General features: G+C 30.4%; 16 protein-coding genes and 3 pseudogenes. All 19 read left to right on the top strand.

Translation table 11 applies throughout. The features are described 5' to 3' along the window. Positions 1 to 120 precede the first annotated feature (120 nt). The 19 genes and pseudogenes from LEQ07_RS02580 (at position 121) to LEQ07_RS02490 (ending at position 15,212) form a co-directional block, all read left to right on the top strand. A complete protein-coding gene (locus LEQ07_RS02580) occupies positions 121 to 729 on the top strand; it encodes a hypothetical protein (RefSeq protein ID WP_046823786.1) in 609 nt (202 codons plus the stop codon). A gap of 69 nt (positions 730 to 798) precedes the next feature. After that, complete coding sequence (locus LEQ07_RS02575) at positions 799 to 1,551, top strand: endonuclease/exonuclease/phosphatase family protein (RefSeq protein WP_226896714.1); 753 nt, start codon at positions 799 to 801, stop codon at positions 1,549 to 1,551. 62 nt (positions 1,552 to 1,613) lie between these two features. Then, positions 1,614 to 1,760 (top strand): hypothetical protein, encoded by a 147-nt coding sequence (locus LEQ07_RS02570; protein ID WP_263329407.1) that lies wholly within the window; start codon positions 1,614 to 1,616, stop codon positions 1,758 to 1,760. A 125-nt stretch (positions 1,761 to 1,885) separates the two neighbouring features. Beyond that, the gene (locus LEQ07_RS02565; RefSeq protein WP_263329406.1) at positions 1,886 to 2,557 is read left to right on the top strand and encodes an SPOR domain-containing protein; all 672 of its coding nucleotides are present in this window, start codon (positions 1,886 to 1,888) and stop codon (positions 2,555 to 2,557) included. 165 nt (positions 2,558 to 2,722) lie between these two features. Continuing rightward, positions 2,723 to 4,057 (top strand): electron transport complex subunit RsxC, encoded by a 1,335-nt coding sequence (rsxC, locus tag LEQ07_RS02560; protein ID WP_046823784.1) that lies wholly within the window; start codon positions 2,723 to 2,725, stop codon positions 4,055 to 4,057. 18 nt (positions 4,058 to 4,075) lie between these two features. After that, entirely contained in the window at positions 4,076 to 5,056 is a 981-nt protein-coding gene (locus tag LEQ07_RS02555) for an RnfABCDGE type electron transport complex subunit D (RefSeq protein WP_046823783.1), read from the top strand. Further along, positions 5,057 to 5,605: pseudogene (locus tag LEQ07_RS22355) on the top strand (RnfABCDGE type electron transport complex subunit G); the annotation flags it as partial. Beyond that, the gene (locus tag LEQ07_RS22350) at positions 5,582 to 6,082 is read left to right on the top strand and encodes an FMN-binding protein (RefSeq protein WP_226896715.1); all 501 of its coding nucleotides are present in this window, start codon (positions 5,582 to 5,584) and stop codon (positions 6,080 to 6,082) included. The pseudogene LEQ07_RS22355 and the gene LEQ07_RS22350, both read left to right, overlap by 24 nt. Before the next feature lie 3 nt (positions 6,083 to 6,085). Next, positions 6,086 to 6,681: pseudogene (gene rsxE, locus LEQ07_RS02540) on the top strand (electron transport complex subunit RsxE). 11 nt (positions 6,682 to 6,692) lie between these two features. Then, on the top strand, positions 6,693 to 7,268 hold the full coding sequence (gene rsxA / locus LEQ07_RS02535; protein ID WP_021428592.1) for an electron transport complex subunit RsxA: 576 nt from the start codon (positions 6,693 to 6,695) through the stop codon (positions 7,266 to 7,268). A 16-nt stretch (positions 7,269 to 7,284) separates the two neighbouring features. Further along, positions 7,285 to 8,255, top strand: a pseudogene (locus LEQ07_RS02530) (RnfABCDGE type electron transport complex subunit B). A gap of 155 nt (positions 8,256 to 8,410) precedes the next feature. Continuing rightward, entirely contained in the window at positions 8,411 to 8,989 is a 579-nt protein-coding gene (locus LEQ07_RS02525) for a Maf family protein (RefSeq protein ID WP_046823780.1), read from the top strand. Positions 8,990 to 9,045: 56 nt separating this feature from the next. Beyond that, on the top strand, positions 9,046 to 9,705 hold the full coding sequence (gene radC, locus LEQ07_RS02520; RefSeq protein ID WP_084822186.1) for a RadC family protein: 660 nt from the start codon (positions 9,046 to 9,048) through the stop codon (positions 9,703 to 9,705). Positions 9,706 to 9,733: 28 nt separating this feature from the next. Continuing rightward, positions 9,734 to 10,807 (top strand): rod shape-determining protein, encoded by a 1,074-nt coding sequence (locus LEQ07_RS02515; RefSeq protein WP_046823778.1) that lies wholly within the window; start codon positions 9,734 to 9,736, stop codon positions 10,805 to 10,807. Positions 10,808 to 10,871: 64 nt separating this feature from the next. Continuing rightward, on the top strand, positions 10,872 to 11,705 hold the full coding sequence (mreC, locus tag LEQ07_RS02510; RefSeq protein WP_263329405.1) for a rod shape-determining protein MreC: 834 nt from the start codon (positions 10,872 to 10,874) through the stop codon (positions 11,703 to 11,705). A gap of 15 nt (positions 11,706 to 11,720) precedes the next feature. Then, positions 11,721 to 12,209, top strand: a complete 489-nt coding sequence (gene mreD, locus LEQ07_RS02505) for a rod shape-determining protein MreD (RefSeq protein WP_046823776.1) — start codon at positions 11,721 to 11,723, stop codon at positions 12,207 to 12,209. Between the two features lie 10 nt (positions 12,210 to 12,219). Further along, positions 12,220 to 12,525, top strand: coding sequence for a hypothetical protein (locus LEQ07_RS02500; protein ID WP_263329404.1), 306 nt, complete (start codon positions 12,220 to 12,222; stop codon positions 12,523 to 12,525). Positions 12,526 to 12,631: 106 nt separating this feature from the next. Then, positions 12,632 to 14,839, top strand: coding sequence for a penicillin-binding transpeptidase domain-containing protein (locus LEQ07_RS02495; RefSeq protein WP_263329403.1), 2,208 nt, complete (start codon positions 12,632 to 12,634; stop codon positions 14,837 to 14,839). After that, positions 14,817 to 15,212, top strand: coding sequence for a hypothetical protein (locus tag LEQ07_RS02490; RefSeq protein ID WP_263329402.1), 396 nt, complete (start codon positions 14,817 to 14,819; stop codon positions 15,210 to 15,212). The genes LEQ07_RS02495 and LEQ07_RS02490 overlap by 23 nt, the downstream gene beginning before the upstream one ends. Positions 15,213 to 15,263: the final 51 nt, after the last annotated feature.

Below are 15,263 nucleotides of genomic sequence, written 5' to 3'. Positions count from 1 at the left end.
AAAATTATATTAATAGATATATAATATGAGATTAATACATATATAAAACTATATAATACTTATAAAAAGAAACTTTTATTGATTTGTTGAATATAATATAAGTATCAAAGGGGGGATATCATGGAACCTATAGAACATAATGAGGACCTGAAAAAAATTATACTTGATATGACCCAAAAAGAATTTCAAGGCTCAATCTCTAACAAAGGAGCTTTGAAGTATATTGAAGGCAAGGTAAATTCGGTTATAGATGAAAGTATAAGTGAGTTTCATGATGAAGATTTAAATGTACAAACATATATAAAAACTTTAAAAAGAGGATCATATCAAGAAAATATTAGTGAGATTGTAAAAATAATTAAAAGTGAAGAGATTTTCAAATCAAAAGCAGAATTAATAAAATTTGCTAGATATTTAGGAATGAGTGTAAATGCTAAACAATCATATAAGATACTATTAAAGAAAGTATCAACTAATATATATGAAAATAAAGATTATTACAACAAAAAATATATATACTATACTAAGAAAAATAGTACTTATATATTAGAACCAGAAAAGATTAAAAATTACCTAATTGAAAATTATAAGTCAAGGGCAAGAAATGATATGAAGTCCATTGCAAAAATCCTAAATATAGAAACAAGTGAAGAAGAAGGTGCAGAAGATATACGAAAAAAAGTTATAAACTGTATAATAAAGGATAAACTAAGTAAAATTAAAAATTAAGGCGCTATATATTAGCGTCTTAAGTTTTTTAACAACTAGAATCAATTAGATTTAGGGGATGATTACAAAATGATAAAAAAGCTATGGACTATAATCTTTATAATTATAATAGTTATTGTAAGTTGTTTTTTAGAAGTAAATAAATTTACACCGAAAAAGGAAGTAAAAATAGTTAGTTATAATATACATAGTGGTTTAAATAAAGATATGTTTCCTAGTTTATTTGATATAATTGATTTTTTAAGAATAGAAAATGCAGATGTTATATGCTTACAAGAAGTAAATGAATCAGCAAAAGCCGGGTTTCAAGTAAGTAGCCTAAAAGAAGATTTGGATATGTATTCTCATTTTGGGGCGAATGTGGTTAAATTAGGTTCAAATTATGGACTTGCAACATACTCTAAATATAAAATAATAAGTCAAAATCATATTTATTTAAGTAGTAAAACAGAGCAAAGGGGAATGCTACATACTGTGGTCAAATTAGGATTTGGAAGAAAATTAAATATTATAAATTTACACTTAGGATTAAATGATACAGAGAGGGTAAACCAATTAAAAGAAGTGGAGGATTTTGTAAAAAAATTAGATGATCCCTACATAGTTGTAGGTGATTTTAACGATGGAAATATGGATATAAATGAAGAAATTTTTAAAGATGCAGCAACCAAAGTAAATAAAGATAACACGTTAACATTTTCCACTGCACTAGATAGAATTGACTATATTTTAGTTTCACCAGACATTGAAGTTATAGACTATGATGTATTAATGAAAAACATGTCAGATCATTATCCTATAGTATCAAAATTTAAAATTTAGGAATAAATTATTATTTTATTGAATATGTATTAGTAAATATATTTAAACGGGGGGACAAACTAATGAATAAGAGAAGAAATATCTATAGAGGTATGAATAGAAGAAGAAATCATATATCAAAAGGCATAACTGTAGGACTAGTTGTAGTTGTATTAGCAGGAGGAGCTTTTTTTATAAAAAAGCTGATTTTAGTTTTACAGAAAAGATAAGCAGTTTAAATATTTTCAATAAAAAAGAATTAGGATTTAAAGAATTTTCATATAAAGACTTAATAGGAAAAGGGGATGATTCGAAAACAGAAGCAAAATCCGAAGGTAAAAGTAAAGATAAAGAAGTGAAAAAAGAACAAGAAGTATCAAAAGTTAGTAATGAAAATGCAAAAGTAGCAACTGTTAAAGATTGGGGAATATACTCAATTCAAATAGCTGCTATAGATAATCAAGAAGAACTAAAACAAATACAAAATAAACTAAGTGAATTAAAAGTACCCTTTTCTACTGTAGAAGTAGATAAAGTTCAAAAAGTTCAAACATATCCTTCATTTAAAGAAGAAGAAAGTAGAAAAAATTTAGAAACACTAAAAAAAGATTTTCCAGATGCTTTTGTAACTAAATTAGAAATACCTATGCTTAGCTTACAGTACACAGAAAAATATTCTTATGTAGAAAATATATGTGGCGAGTTAAATAATTTAATAACTAACTTTGAAGAAGAATCTAAAGTATGGGATAAAAATGAAAGCAATATAGATAAAGAAAATTATAAAAATATAATTAACAATAGGCTATCTATTTTAGATAAAGTTGAAAAAAATGCAAAAGATATTGATTATGATGGAATGAAAGGATTTAAGGAAAATTTATTAAAGTACACTGAGTCTGTAAAAGATAAATCAAAAAATAGTATAGAAATGGTGGGAAAAGACCAATTTAACATAAGTGAAAGTTTACTTATGTCATCTATGCAAGGTTATTATAGCTTTATAAATTCTATTAAATCTATTTAAAAGTTGTTAAAAAACAACTTTTTTATTTTGAAAAAAATTCTAGAAAAAAGTAAGATAGTAGATTAAAAAGTAAGATAATTTTTTAACGATTGTTAAAAAATTACTATGGATATAGTATACTTATATTAGAAAAAAGTTTAAATTAAGCCATAAGGGGGTAGAACTATGAAGCTCTTAACTTTCAAAGGAGGGATACATCCTCCATACAGAAAAGAGTATACCAACAGCAAACCGCTAGAAAAAGCTAAAGATCCTAAAGTTGTATATATTTCAATGCAGCAACATATAGGGGCGCCAGCAAGACCTATAGTAAAATTAGGTGATATGGTTTGTGTAGGTCAAAAGATTGGTGAAATGCAAGGTTTTGTATCTGCAAATATTCATTCATCAGTATCAGGAACAGTGATAGGAGTAAAAGATATTGACGTTCCTGGGGGAGTAAGCACATGCGTAATAATAGAAAACGATTTCAAAAACACTATACACGAAAGTGTAAGGCCTAAAGGAAGTTTAGAAAATTTAACCAAAGAAGAAATAATAGAAAGTATTAAAGAAGCCGGTATTGTTGGAATGGGAGGAGCTACATTCCCAACACATGTTAAAATTTCTCCACCTCCAGATAAAAAGATAGATTTTGTTATATTAAATGGAGCAGAATGTGAACCATATTTAACAGCAGATCACAGGTTGATGATTGAAAATCCAGAAGATGTTGTATTTGGATTACAAGTTCTTATGAAGGCATTAAACGTAGACAAGGGTTACATAGGAATAGAAGTAAATAAGCCAGATGCAATAGAGGCTATTACAAAAGAAGCAAGTAAAATAAATAATATAGAAGTTGTAGGTCTTGAAGTTAAATATCCTCAAGGAGCAGAAAAACAACTTATATATGCGTGTACAAATAGAGAAGTACCATCAGGTGGACTTCCAATGGATGCAGGAGCTGTTGTAAACAATGTAGGTACAGCTGCACAGATAGCAAAAACTATAAAAACTGGGATGCCTCTTGTAGAAAGGATAACAACTATAACTGGAAATTGTATACAAGAACCAAAAAATCTTGTAACTAAAGTAGGAACACTTTTCTCTGAAATTATAGAAGAGTGTGGAGGACTTAAGACTGATAAAAAAGTTGGAAAAATAATAATGGGTGGACCTATGATGGGTATAGCTCAGTATACTACAAACATACCTACTAATAAGGGTACATCAGGAATATTATGTTTAGATGAGGCTGAAGCTACTATTCCGAAACCTAATAATTGTTTAAGATGTGGTAAGTGTCTAGACGTCTGTCCAGCATATTTACAACCGTTATACATAAGTGCATATAGCTTAAAAGGAGACTTTGAATCATCTGAAAAATTTAGAGCGCTAGATTGTATAGAGTGTGGATCATGTTCATTTATATGTCCAGCAAGAAGACCTCTACTTCAATCAATTAGAGTAGCTAAAAAAGAAATAATTGCATTAAAAAGAAAGCAATCAAATAAGTAAAAGTTAGGGGGAAATATGATGGATAATAAACTAATAGTGTCATCTTCTCCACATGTGAGAAGTAATGAAGATACATCATATATAATGAAGCAAGTTATAATAGCTCTTTTACCTGCGGCATTAGCTGGTATATATTTCTTTAGATTGAGTGCTATTAACGTAATGTTTTGGTGTATATTAGGAGCTGTAGGCTTTGAATGGATATGTCAAAAAATAAGCAAGAAAGAATCTACTATAGGAGACTACTCAGCGGTAGTAACAGGATTATTATTAGCATTTAATGTTCCTGCATCTCTTCCATGGTGGATGTGCTTAGCAGGTTCAGCATTTGCAATAATAATTGTAAAAATAGTATTTGGTGGAATTGGAAATAACTTCATAAACCCTGCATTAGGGGCAAGAGCATTTTTACTAGCGTCATTTCCAGTAGCTATGACTACATGGACTAAAACTGGAGTAAATTGGGTTAGTTCAGGCAATTTAGACGCGGTTACAACAGCAACACCATTAGCTGCATTAAAAGCAGGAGCTGAAGGTGTAAACGTGTTAAACAGTGGTGGAGTAAGTCTTTTTGATATGTTTGTTGGTAATATAGGTGGGTGTATAGGTGAAACGTCTGCGATATTACTTATACTAGGGGGATTATACTTAATGTACAAAGGTATAATCAATTATGTAATCCCTGTGTTTTATATAGCTACAGTAGCAATATTAATGTTTATATTAGGTGGATTTAATTTTGAGTTTGTAATGTACCAAATGGTGGCGGGAGGACTTATGCTAGGAGCATTCTTCATGCTTACTGACTACACAACTTCTCCGATGACTAAAAAAGGTCAAATTATATATGCAATAGTAGCAGGGGTTATAACTACAGTAATAAGACTTTATGGAGGTTATCCAGAAGGAGTATCTTACTCTATACTATTTGTAAACGTAATGACTCCTCTTATTGATAAATACACTAGACCGAGAGTATTTGGGGAGGTGGCTAAATAAATGAAGGATATATTTAGATTGGGAACTATATTATTTGTAATATGTGCTGTTGCATCACTTATGCTAAGCTTAACAAATAATATAACTGCACCAGTTATAGAACAAAGAAATATTCAGGCTAATAATGAATCTAGACAAGAAGTTCTTCAAGCTGCTGAAGAATTTAGTGAAGTGAAAGATGTAAAAGGCGAGTTAATAGAAGAAGTTTACCAAGGTACAAAAGGTGGAGAAGTAGTTGGATATACTATAAAGACGACACCTAAAGGGTATGGTGGTAAAGTTGAAGTTATGGTTGGAATTTCTAACGATGGAAAAATTTCAGGAGTTAAAATAGGAAACCATTCAGAAACACCAGGACTTGGATCAAAATCTGAAGAACCAGCGTTTAAAGATCAATACAATGGTAAAAGCGCAGATAAACCTTTGATGGTTGTAAAAGGAAAGGTTAGTAATGAAAATGAGATAGCGGCTATATCAGGAGCTACAATAACATCTAATGCAGTAACTTCAGGAGTTAATGCGGCTATGAATGTATATAAAGAACAACTTTTAAACGATGGAGAAAGCAAAGAAACTGCAGAAATATCAACTGACCCTATCACAAAAATATTTGATAATGCAGAATTAAAAGAAATAAAAGGCAAATCAGAAGGGATAGTTACAGCTGTATATGAAGCATACAATGGAAATGAAAAAGTAGGTTATATATTTGAAACAGAGCCAAATGGATATGACTCTAAAACAGAAGTTGTTGTAGGGATAAGTACTGATGGTACTGTAAAAGGATTAGGTTTAGGAGAAAAAACTAGAAAAAATGAATATTTATCAAATACATTTGATACAGGGTTGAAACACCAAATTGAAGGTAAAAAAGTAGATGAAATATCTTTAGTTCAAGGTGAAGCTAGCAAAGATAATGAAGTTCAAGCTGTTTCAGGAGCGACAATAACATCTAAATCAGTAGTTGAAGGTGTTAACTCTGCTATAGACTTATTTAAAGAAATAAATAACGGAACGGGGGAATAAAATATGGGTTTAGGAAAAATAATTAAAAATGGATTAGTAGATGAAAACCCAGTGCTTGTTCAAGTAATAGGTATGTGTCCTACGTTAGCGGTTACAACTTCAGCTATAAATGGATTAGGTATGGGGCTTTCAACTACTGCAGTACTAGTTTGTTCTAATGTAGTTATATCTATGATGAGAAAATTTGTACCATCTAAGATAAGAATTCCAGCTTTTATAGTAGTAATTGCTACATTTGTTACTATGGTTGGAATGTTGCTTAAAGCATATATACCAGCACTTGATAAAGCATTAGGGCTATTTATACCATTAATAGTTGTTAACTGTTTAATATTAGCTCGTGCAGAGAGTTTTGCATCTAAAAATAAACCAGGTGCGTCAGCAGTTGATGGAGTAGGTATGGGTCTTGGATTTGCATTATCATTAACAGTATTAGGATCTATAAGAGAAATACTTGGAATGGTAGTTTATTTGGATTTACTTTATTTGGAGCATCTTTCCAACCGGCTTTATTATTTATATTACCTCCAGGAGCTTTCCTAACATTAGGATTTTTACTTGCAGGATTCAATAAATTAAAAGATAAGAAAGCTAATTAGGAGGGATATATATGAATTTAATACTTTTATTTTTAAGTGTTGTATTAGTTAACAACGTTATAACATCTCAATTCTTAGGAATATGTCCGTTTTTAGGAGTTTCTAAAAAAGTGGATACAGCAGTAGGTATGGGAGTTGCAGTTACATTTGTTTTAACACTAGCATCTTTTATAACATATTTCGTACAAAAAATATTAGAAATAACTAATAATCAATTTTTACAAACGATAGCTTTTATACTAGTAATAGCATCTATAGTTCAGTTTGTTGAAATGGTAATACAAAAAATGAGTCCATCTTTATACCAAGCACTAGGAGTATTTTTACCTCTAATAACTACAAACTGTGCAGTTTTAGGTATAGCTTTAGTTAATGTTCAAAATGGATATAACTTAGTTGAAACTATGGTAAACGGATTTGGAGCAGGTGTAGGATTTACTTTGGCTATAGTTTTATTTGCAGGTATAAGAGAAAGATTAGAATTAGCAGATATTCCAGAAAGCTTTAAAGGATTTCCAATAACATTAATATCAGCAAGTTTAATGTCAATAGCATTTTTAGGCTTTGCAGGTCTTATAAAGCTATAAGTTAGGGGTGAGATAATTGGCTATAATTAATTCAATTTTAGTTTTAGGTGTAATGGGGTTAATATTTGGAGCAATCTTGGCGTATGCTTCTAAGAAGTTTGCGGTTGAAGTTGATGAAAGAGTAGAAGCTATACTTGAAGCATTACCTGGGGCAAACTGCGGAGGATGCGGATTCCCAGGATGTGGAGGTTTAGCAAGTGCTATAGTTGAAGGAAATGCACCTGTAAATGGTTGTCCTGTTGGAGGTAGCGAATGTGCAACTAAAATAGGAGAAATAATGGGTGTATCATCAGAAGAGGGTGAAAAGAAAGTAGCTAATATTATATGTAGCGGAAACTGTTCTGTTTCAAAAGAAAAGTATTTATATGAAGGCATAAATGATTGTAGAGCAGCAAGTGCTTTAAATGGAGGTTCTAAAGATTGTAAATATGGATGTTTAGGACTTGGAACATGCGTAAGCGTTTGTCAGTTTGATGCAATTAAATTGATAGATGGAGTAGCTGTGATAGATGAGGAAAAATGCGTACTTTGTGGTAAGTGTATGGACGTTTGTCCTAAAGGGTTAATAACTGAAAAACCTGTTAAAAACAAAGTATTTGTATCTTGCAATAGCAAAGATTTTGGTAAAGCTGTAAAAGATAAATGTAGTGTAGGTTGTATAGGTTGTGGAATATGTGAGAAATCGTGTCCATTTGACGCTATACATGTAGAAGATAAAATAGCTAAAATCGATTATAGTAAATGCGTACAATGTATGATATGTGTTGAGAAATGTCCAACAAAAGCAATAAAAGGTAATTTAATGATAGAAAGAAAGTTGCAATCGAAGAAGATAAGTGTGTAGGTTGTACTATATGTAAAAAACAATGTAAGTTTGATGCAATTTCAGGAGAGTTAAAAGAAAAGCATAAGGTAGATACAGACAAATGTGTAGGATGTCATCTATGTGTTCAAAAATGTCCTAAAAAGGCTATTAAAATTTTATAATGTGGATATTATAGAGATATGGATATTTTCCATATCTCCTATTTTAGAAAAAATAAAAATTGTAACTAGAGTGTAACAAAAAACGTTCGACATTAACGTTGAATTTTTTACAATATAATGATAAACTAAATAAGTATCAAAAATGAGGTGAATTAATGAATATAATATTGGCATCAGGATCGCCTAGAAGACGAGAAATTTTAGAAAATGCAAATCTTAAATTTTCTGTCATAAGTAGCGATATAGATGAAAGAATATTTGAAGATGAGGAGCCTATACAACTAGTTTTAAGACTAGCATTTGAAAAATGTATGAGTGTTGCTCAAAATAATCCAAGTGATTTAGTTATTGGAGCTGACACGATTGTTGTTTTAGACAATGAAATTTTAGGGAAACCTAAAAATGAAGAAGAAGCTTTTGATATGTTAAGCAAATTATCAAATAGAGAACATCAGGTAATAACAGGAATGAGCATAGTAAACTTAGAAAAGGAAAAGAAGATAGTGGACTATGCTATAAGTAATGTTAAATTTAAAAAATTAACTGACCAAGACATAAAGGATTACATAAATACTAAAGAGTGCTTGGATAAAGCTGGATCCTATGGGATACAGGGATATGGAGCTCTATTAGTTGAAGAAATAAAGGGAGATTATTTTAATATAGTTGGATTACCAATATCTAAGTTAAGTGATATCCTTAAAATAAATTTTAAAATAAATCTTTTTAAATAATTCTAGGGAGGTAGTTTTTGATGGAGTCATCAAATTTATGTATTAGTGTAAAGGAGATGGCATTAGAAGAAAGACCTAGAGAAAAAATGCTTACACAAGGAGAAAAAAGCTTATCTAATGCTGAATTATTAGCAATCATTTTGAGGACAGGAACTAAAAAACAAAGTGTTTTAGAATTAGCAAATTATATAATAAATAAAGATCGACAAGGAATAAGATGGCTAAATGATATAACTATACAAGAGTTATGTGAAATTGATGGTATAGGATTATCTAAAGCGGCGCAAATAAAAGCGGCTTTAGAATTAGGTATAAGAATAGCTAGTGCAAAACCCACAAAATATAAAATCACAAACCCATGGGATATTTATAAATATTACATGGATAGTTTACGGTATTTAAATAAAGAAGTTTTTAAAACAATTCTTTTGAATACAAAAAACGAAGTAATATGTGATATAGATGTTTCGGTAGGAACTCTTAACATGTCAGTGGTTCATCCAAGAGAAGTGTTTAGAGAAGCTATAAAAAGAAGTAGTAATAAAATTATTCTTATGCATAATCATCCATCAGGATCAATTGAACCATCTCATGAAGATAAGAATGTAACGTCTAGATTAGTAAAATGTGGCGAATTAATAGGTATTGAAGTCATTGACCATATAATAATAGGTGATGGGCTTTATTACAGTTTTAAAGAAAATATGATAATTTGATGGATATATGTGAAAGGAGCTTGAAATTATGGCAAAGAAAGAAAAGAAAGAGAAAAAAGGATTCAAATCTTTATTTGGATTTAATAAAATGTCTAAGGACATGGGAATAGATTTAGGAACAGCAAATACATTAGTTTACATAAAAGGACAAGGTATAGTAGTTAGAGAACCTTCAGTTGTAGCTATAAGAGATGACAGCAAGTCTGTTTTAGCAGTTGGAGAAGAAGCGAAAAGAATGATAGGTAGAACACCTGGAAACATAGTAGCTATAAGACCTATGAAAGACGGAGTTATAGCAGATTTCGATGTTACGCAAGCAATGTTAAGCTACTTTATAAAAAAAGCAGCATCTAACAAAGGTGTAGTTAGTCCAAGAATAGCAATATGTGTACCTTTCGGTGTAACAGAAGTAGAAAAGAGAGCTATAGAAGAAGCTGCTAGACAAGCAGGAGCAAGAGATGCATATCTTATAGAAGAACCTATGGCAGCTGCTATAGGAGCTGGACTTAGAGTTGAAGAGCCAGAAGGAAACATGGTAGTAGATATAGGTGGAGGTACTTCAGAAATAGCTGTAATATCTTTAGGTGGTATAGTTACTGCTAAATCTATAAGAGTAGGTGGAGATGAGTTTGACGAGTCTATAGTAAACTATGTTAAAAAAGAGTACAACTTAATGATAGGTGAAAGAACAGCAGAAGACGTTAAAATACAAATAGGATCAACGTTTAAAGAGGATTCAGAAGAAACTATGCAAATAAGAGGTAGAGACTTAATATCAGGACTTCCTAAAACTGAGCATATATCATCATCACAAGTTAGAGAAGCATTAAAAGAGCCTATAACATCTATAGTAGATGCTATTAAATCAACTTTAGAAAAAACTCCACCAGAATTATCTTCAGATATAATGGAAAACGGAATAATGCTAACTGGAGGTGGAGCTTTACTTAGAGGGCTTGACAAGTTAGTAAAAGAGCAAACTGGAATGCCTGTTCATATAGCTGAAAATCCTTTAGACTGCGTTGCATTAGGTACTGGAAAATCTGTAGAAGATCAAGAAATATTTGAAAAAGTATTAATGATGAACAATAGTAGAAGATAATTTAAAGTTGGTGATAGGGTGAAACTAAATAATAAGAAAAATAATAGAAAATATAACGTTAAAAGTGGTAGCAACTATAGGGGTTGCTATCACTTTAATTGGAATTGTAGGAATATCAATAGGCAGATACTCTAAAGGTGGAATTAAAGGAAGTGGAGTTGTATTAAGTTCGATATCAGCAATTGAAAGTAACTTAAACAAAGGATTTACTTTTATTAAAGACGGTACAAGCAACATATTTAAATTTAAAGAAAATGCAAATAAAGTTGACAAATTAGAAAAAGAAAATGAAAAATTAAAACAAGAAATAATTAATTTAAAAGAAGAATCATCGACTGCTCAATCTCTGCAAAGTTTAAAAAAATCACTAAACTTTATAGATGAAAAATACAAAAAGAATATGATAAGTGCACAAGTAGTAGGGAAAAATGATGGAAATTGGTATAAGTCATTTGTAATAGGTGCAGGAAAGAACGATGGAGTTAAAAAAGATAGCGTTGTAGTTGGAGGAAATGGATTGGTTGGGGTTGTTTACGAAGTTTCTGATAACTATAGTAAAGCTATTTCTTTATTAGATACAAAATCATCAGTAAGCTTCCAATTACTAAAAGATCCTAAAAGTAAAGGAGTAATAAGTCAGGAGGCTAATGAAAATAAAAACTATAAAGCAGAAGGTTTATTAGAAGGTTATATGTTCTCAACTTCATATGATGTACTTCCGGGAGATGTTGTTGTGACATCAGGACTAGGTCTATATCCACAATCAATACCTATTGGAACAGTTGAAAAAGTTATTGATGACAAGAACAAAGGTTTAAAAAATGTAATAGTAAAACCATATGCCGACTTCAAAAACATTGATGATGTTGTAGTTATCGAACCAAGAAATATAAATTAGAAGGAGAAACTACAAATGAAAAGAATATTACTTTTTCTTATTGGTGTTTTGATAGTCATAGTAGAAGGTAGTATCACTAATTATGTTGATATACTTGGAGTTAGTGTAAACTTTCTTCTAATATATATGACGATAATATCTTTGTACTTAGATGATATAGAAGCTGTTACAATAGCTATTTTATTAGGTTTTGTAAAAGATATAGCAATGGGTAGTATATTTGGCGTTAATGCTTTGATTTTAGCTGTAATAGCATACGGAATAAGCAATTTAAATGATAAAATATATAAAAATAGCTATATAACTGTTTTTGCATTAGTTTTTATAACAAGTTTAATAGATTCTATTGTAAATATAGTTCTTTTAGGGACGGTATACCAGACTTATGATATTTTACATATCTTCGTTAAGGGGATATGTACAGTGCCACTTGTAAATAGTATAGGTAGTTTAATTTTTTATTACGTTTTCAAGGGGTCAATCCTTAAATTGAAAAGAGATTAGTGGTGATTAAATGGATGAAAATAAAAGATTTGATAGACTTGATATAATAAAGTATATAATTATTGTAGTTCTATGTATTATACTTGCAAAAATTATATATATGACGACATTTAAACATGAACATTATAATGAGTTAGCTAGTAATAAAACATATAAAGAGATTCCGATAAAGGCTCCAAGAGGAGAAATAAAAGATAGATATGGGCGTACACTAGCTTCTAACAGAAACTCTTTCACTATTCATGTGTCTAATGATGGAGTTAACAAAAAAGATAAAAATGGAAAACTAAAGCTAATGAAATTTCATTGGAGCTAATCAATTTATTAGAAAAAATAAAGAAGAATTTATAGATGAATTTCCTATATACGTAGAAAATGGAAAGTACTTCTATACATTTGACAAGAAAATAAGAGATTATAAATTGGAAAATGAAGTTCCGTTGGAATTAAATGCTAAAGAAACTTTTTACTATATAGTTGATAAAGCTATAAAGGAAAATAAAATAGATTCATCTGTAAGAAATTTAGAACCAGCTGAAATTCAGAAAAAATTAAACTCTGTAGGTATATATCCTCCAATTTTAGTTAAAGACTGGAAGTTTACAGAGCAAAGAAATAAAGAAGACTGGCTAAAAGGATATAAGATAGACAATATAAATATTAATTCAAAAAATGCATTTAAAGAAATTAGAAAATATTATGAAATACCTGGTAGCTTATCTAACACAGATGCTAGAAAAATAATGATTGTTAGAGATGCACTTAAATCTCAAGGGTTTGTTCAATACAAACCTGTAACAATAGCAAAAGATGTAAATGAAAAAACTATATCTGAAATAGAAGAAAGAGCTATAGAATTTCCAGGAGTATCAGTAGCAAAAGAACCAGTTAGGGAATATCCTGAAAAGAACTTAGCATCTCATACCTTAGGGACTATGGGGAAAATTTCAGAAGATGAACTTGCTAAAAAGCAAGAAGATGGAGATGCAAGATATAGTAAAAGTGACATAGTAGGAAAAACAGGTATTGAAAGATATTACGAAGATAAGTTAAAAGGCGAAGATGGATACAAAAAGGTTGAGGTTGACTCTGTTGGTAGAGTAAGTAAAGAGTTAGATGTAAAAGAACCAAAATCTGGAGACACTGTATATCTTAGTATAGATAAAGATTTACAAAAGGTATCTGATGATTCATTAGAAAAAATAATAAAAGCAGCAAGAGCGGGTGGAACGTTTAATAGTGTATTTGGAAACTATAGTACAGCAGGAAAAACAGCTCCATATTTAGACTCTGGAGCTATGCTAGTAATTGATGTCAAAACTGGAGATATATTAGCTTCGTCTAGTTACCCTAATTACGATCCAAACTTATTTGCAACAGGAATATCATCCGAGGAATATAAAAAATTACAACCTAAAAATCCTAATGATGTTTTATCGGCAAATCCTTTAAATAACCTGGTTACAAATGGAGCATTCCAACCGGGATCTACATTTAAGATGGTAACAGGTATGGCAGCATTAGAAGGTGGTTTAAGCCCAAATTATGCTATAAATGACCCAGGAGTAATTTATCTTGGTAATAGACCGTTTGCCGATTATGTATGGCATCATGGTAGAGGAAACCACGGATATACAAATTTATATAAAGCTATACAAGAATCTTGTAATATTTATTTCTATACTGTTGGAACTGGATATAACTGGCAGTCAAAAGAAAAACTTGGGATAGACACAGGTCCTGAGAAAATACTAGAATATGCAAAATTATTTGGATTAAATGATAATACTGGTCTTCAATCTGAAGTAGGAGAAAGTAAAGGACAAGTTCCAAATAAAGAAGATAAGCTTAAAAATACAGAAAACTCTCTAAGAATAGAATTAGATAAGAAAATGAGGGATGCTTTTACAGATATAACAAAAGCTAAAAACCCAGATGAATACAATAAAAGAATTGATGAAATTGCAAGTTGGACTAAAGACAATCCTTCAAGAAATGAAACTATGGAGAGACTTGAAAAACTTCATGTTAAAGAAGATAAAGCTACAGAAATTGCAGATTTTGCTAAATATAATTACTTTAACTTTGGAAATTGGTCAGATGCAGATACATTCAACTTAGCTATAGGTCAAGGTGAAAATGCATATACTCCAGCACAAATAGCTAGATACGTTGCAGCAATAGCTAATGGAGGTAATTTAGTAGAGGCTTCTGTAGTTGATAAAACTATATCTAGTGATTTTAAAGATGTTAAGATAGATACAAATAAGGTTGAAAAAATACCATTTAAGGATCCTAATAACTTAAAGGATTTAACTCAAGGTATGAAACAAGTTGCTAAAATAGGTGGAGGAAAAAGTGTATTTGCTAATTTCCCTATTGAAACAGCTGTAAAAACTGGTACAGCCGAAAGAAGTGGTAAGATACCTACAGAAAATGAATATGATTATTTAATTAGTCATATGGGTTCATACGGAGTATCTAAAGATGATGCTGTTAAAGAAGCTAATAAACTTTTAAAAGAATATAATGAAAAAGCTAAAGCAGAGTTTGAAAAAGAACAAAAAGCTGAAAAGCAAAAAGAAGAAAAAGAAAGCAAGTCTTTATTTGGAAAAAGAAGAAAAGACTGATACAAAGACAGAGGCTGAGTTTGTTCCAGACAATAGTGAAGCTACAAAAGCTAGATATTTAAGAAAAGCAATAAAAGAATTAAATCCTAAATTAACAGATGAACAAATAGATGCATATAAGCAAGATTATCCATCGTTTGCTTGGTCAGTAGGTTTTGCTCCAGCTAATGATCCAGAGATAGCTGTTGTAACTGTTTTACCTAAGGGTAATTCAAGTAGTCTTGCGCTACCTCCTATGAGAGAAGTTATGGGACAGTATTTTGGATTAATAGATGAAAAGAAAAATAAAGAAGAAAAAGCAAATAAAGAAGCAGAAGCTGCAAAAGAACAAGATGGCAATGCGATGAATTTTGCATCTCAGTTAAAAAAATAGAAGGATTTGAAAAAAAATTGGAGAATATATAAAGTGAGATATAGCTTTGGA

The organism is Paraclostridium sp. AKS73 (assembly GCF_025671395.1).
Lineage (GTDB): Bacteria > Bacillota > Clostridia > Peptostreptococcales > Peptostreptococcaceae > Paraclostridium > Paraclostridium benzoelyticum.
The sequence above is the reverse complement of the archived record's forward strand: the minus strand, read 5'-3'. Positions and strand labels throughout refer to the sequence as shown.

Bases quoted from the DNA above. Each gene is read 5' to 3' on its own strand.
- mreD (WP_046823776.1), top strand. From the start codon at position 11,721: ATGAAAAGAATATTACTTTTTCTTATTGGTGTTTTGATAGTCATAGTA.
- LEQ07_RS02525 (WP_046823780.1), top strand. From the start codon at position 8,411: ATGAATATAATATTGGCATCAGGATCGCCTAGAAGACGAGAAATTTTA.
- LEQ07_RS02500 (WP_263329404.1), top strand. From the start codon at position 12,220: ATGGATGAAAATAAAAGATTTGATAGACTTGATATAATAAAGTATATA.
- LEQ07_RS02555 (WP_046823783.1), top strand. From the start codon at position 4,076: ATGGATAATAAACTAATAGTGTCATCTTCTCCACATGTGAGAAGTAAT.
- radC (WP_084822186.1), top strand. From the start codon at position 9,046: ATGGCATTAGAAGAAAGACCTAGAGAAAAAATGCTTACACAAGGAGAA.
- LEQ07_RS02570 (WP_263329407.1), top strand. From the start codon at position 1,614: ATGAATAAGAGAAGAAATATCTATAGAGGTATGAATAGAAGAAGAAAT.
- rsxA (WP_021428592.1), top strand. From the start codon at position 6,693: ATGAATTTAATACTTTTATTTTTAAGTGTTGTATTAGTTAACAACGTT.
- rsxC (WP_046823784.1), top strand. From the start codon at position 2,723: ATGAAGCTCTTAACTTTCAAAGGAGGGATACATCCTCCATACAGAAAA.
- LEQ07_RS02575 (WP_226896714.1), top strand. From the start codon at position 799: ATGATAAAAAAGCTATGGACTATAATCTTTATAATTATAATAGTTATT.
- LEQ07_RS02515 (WP_046823778.1), top strand. From the start codon at position 9,734: ATGGCAAAGAAAGAAAAGAAAGAGAAAAAAGGATTCAAATCTTTATTT.
- LEQ07_RS02580 (WP_046823786.1), top strand. From the start codon at position 121: ATGGAACCTATAGAACATAATGAGGACCTGAAAAAAATTATACTTGAT.
- LEQ07_RS22350 (WP_226896715.1), top strand. From the start codon at position 5,582: ATGAATGTATATAAAGAACAACTTTTAAACGATGGAGAAAGCAAAGAA.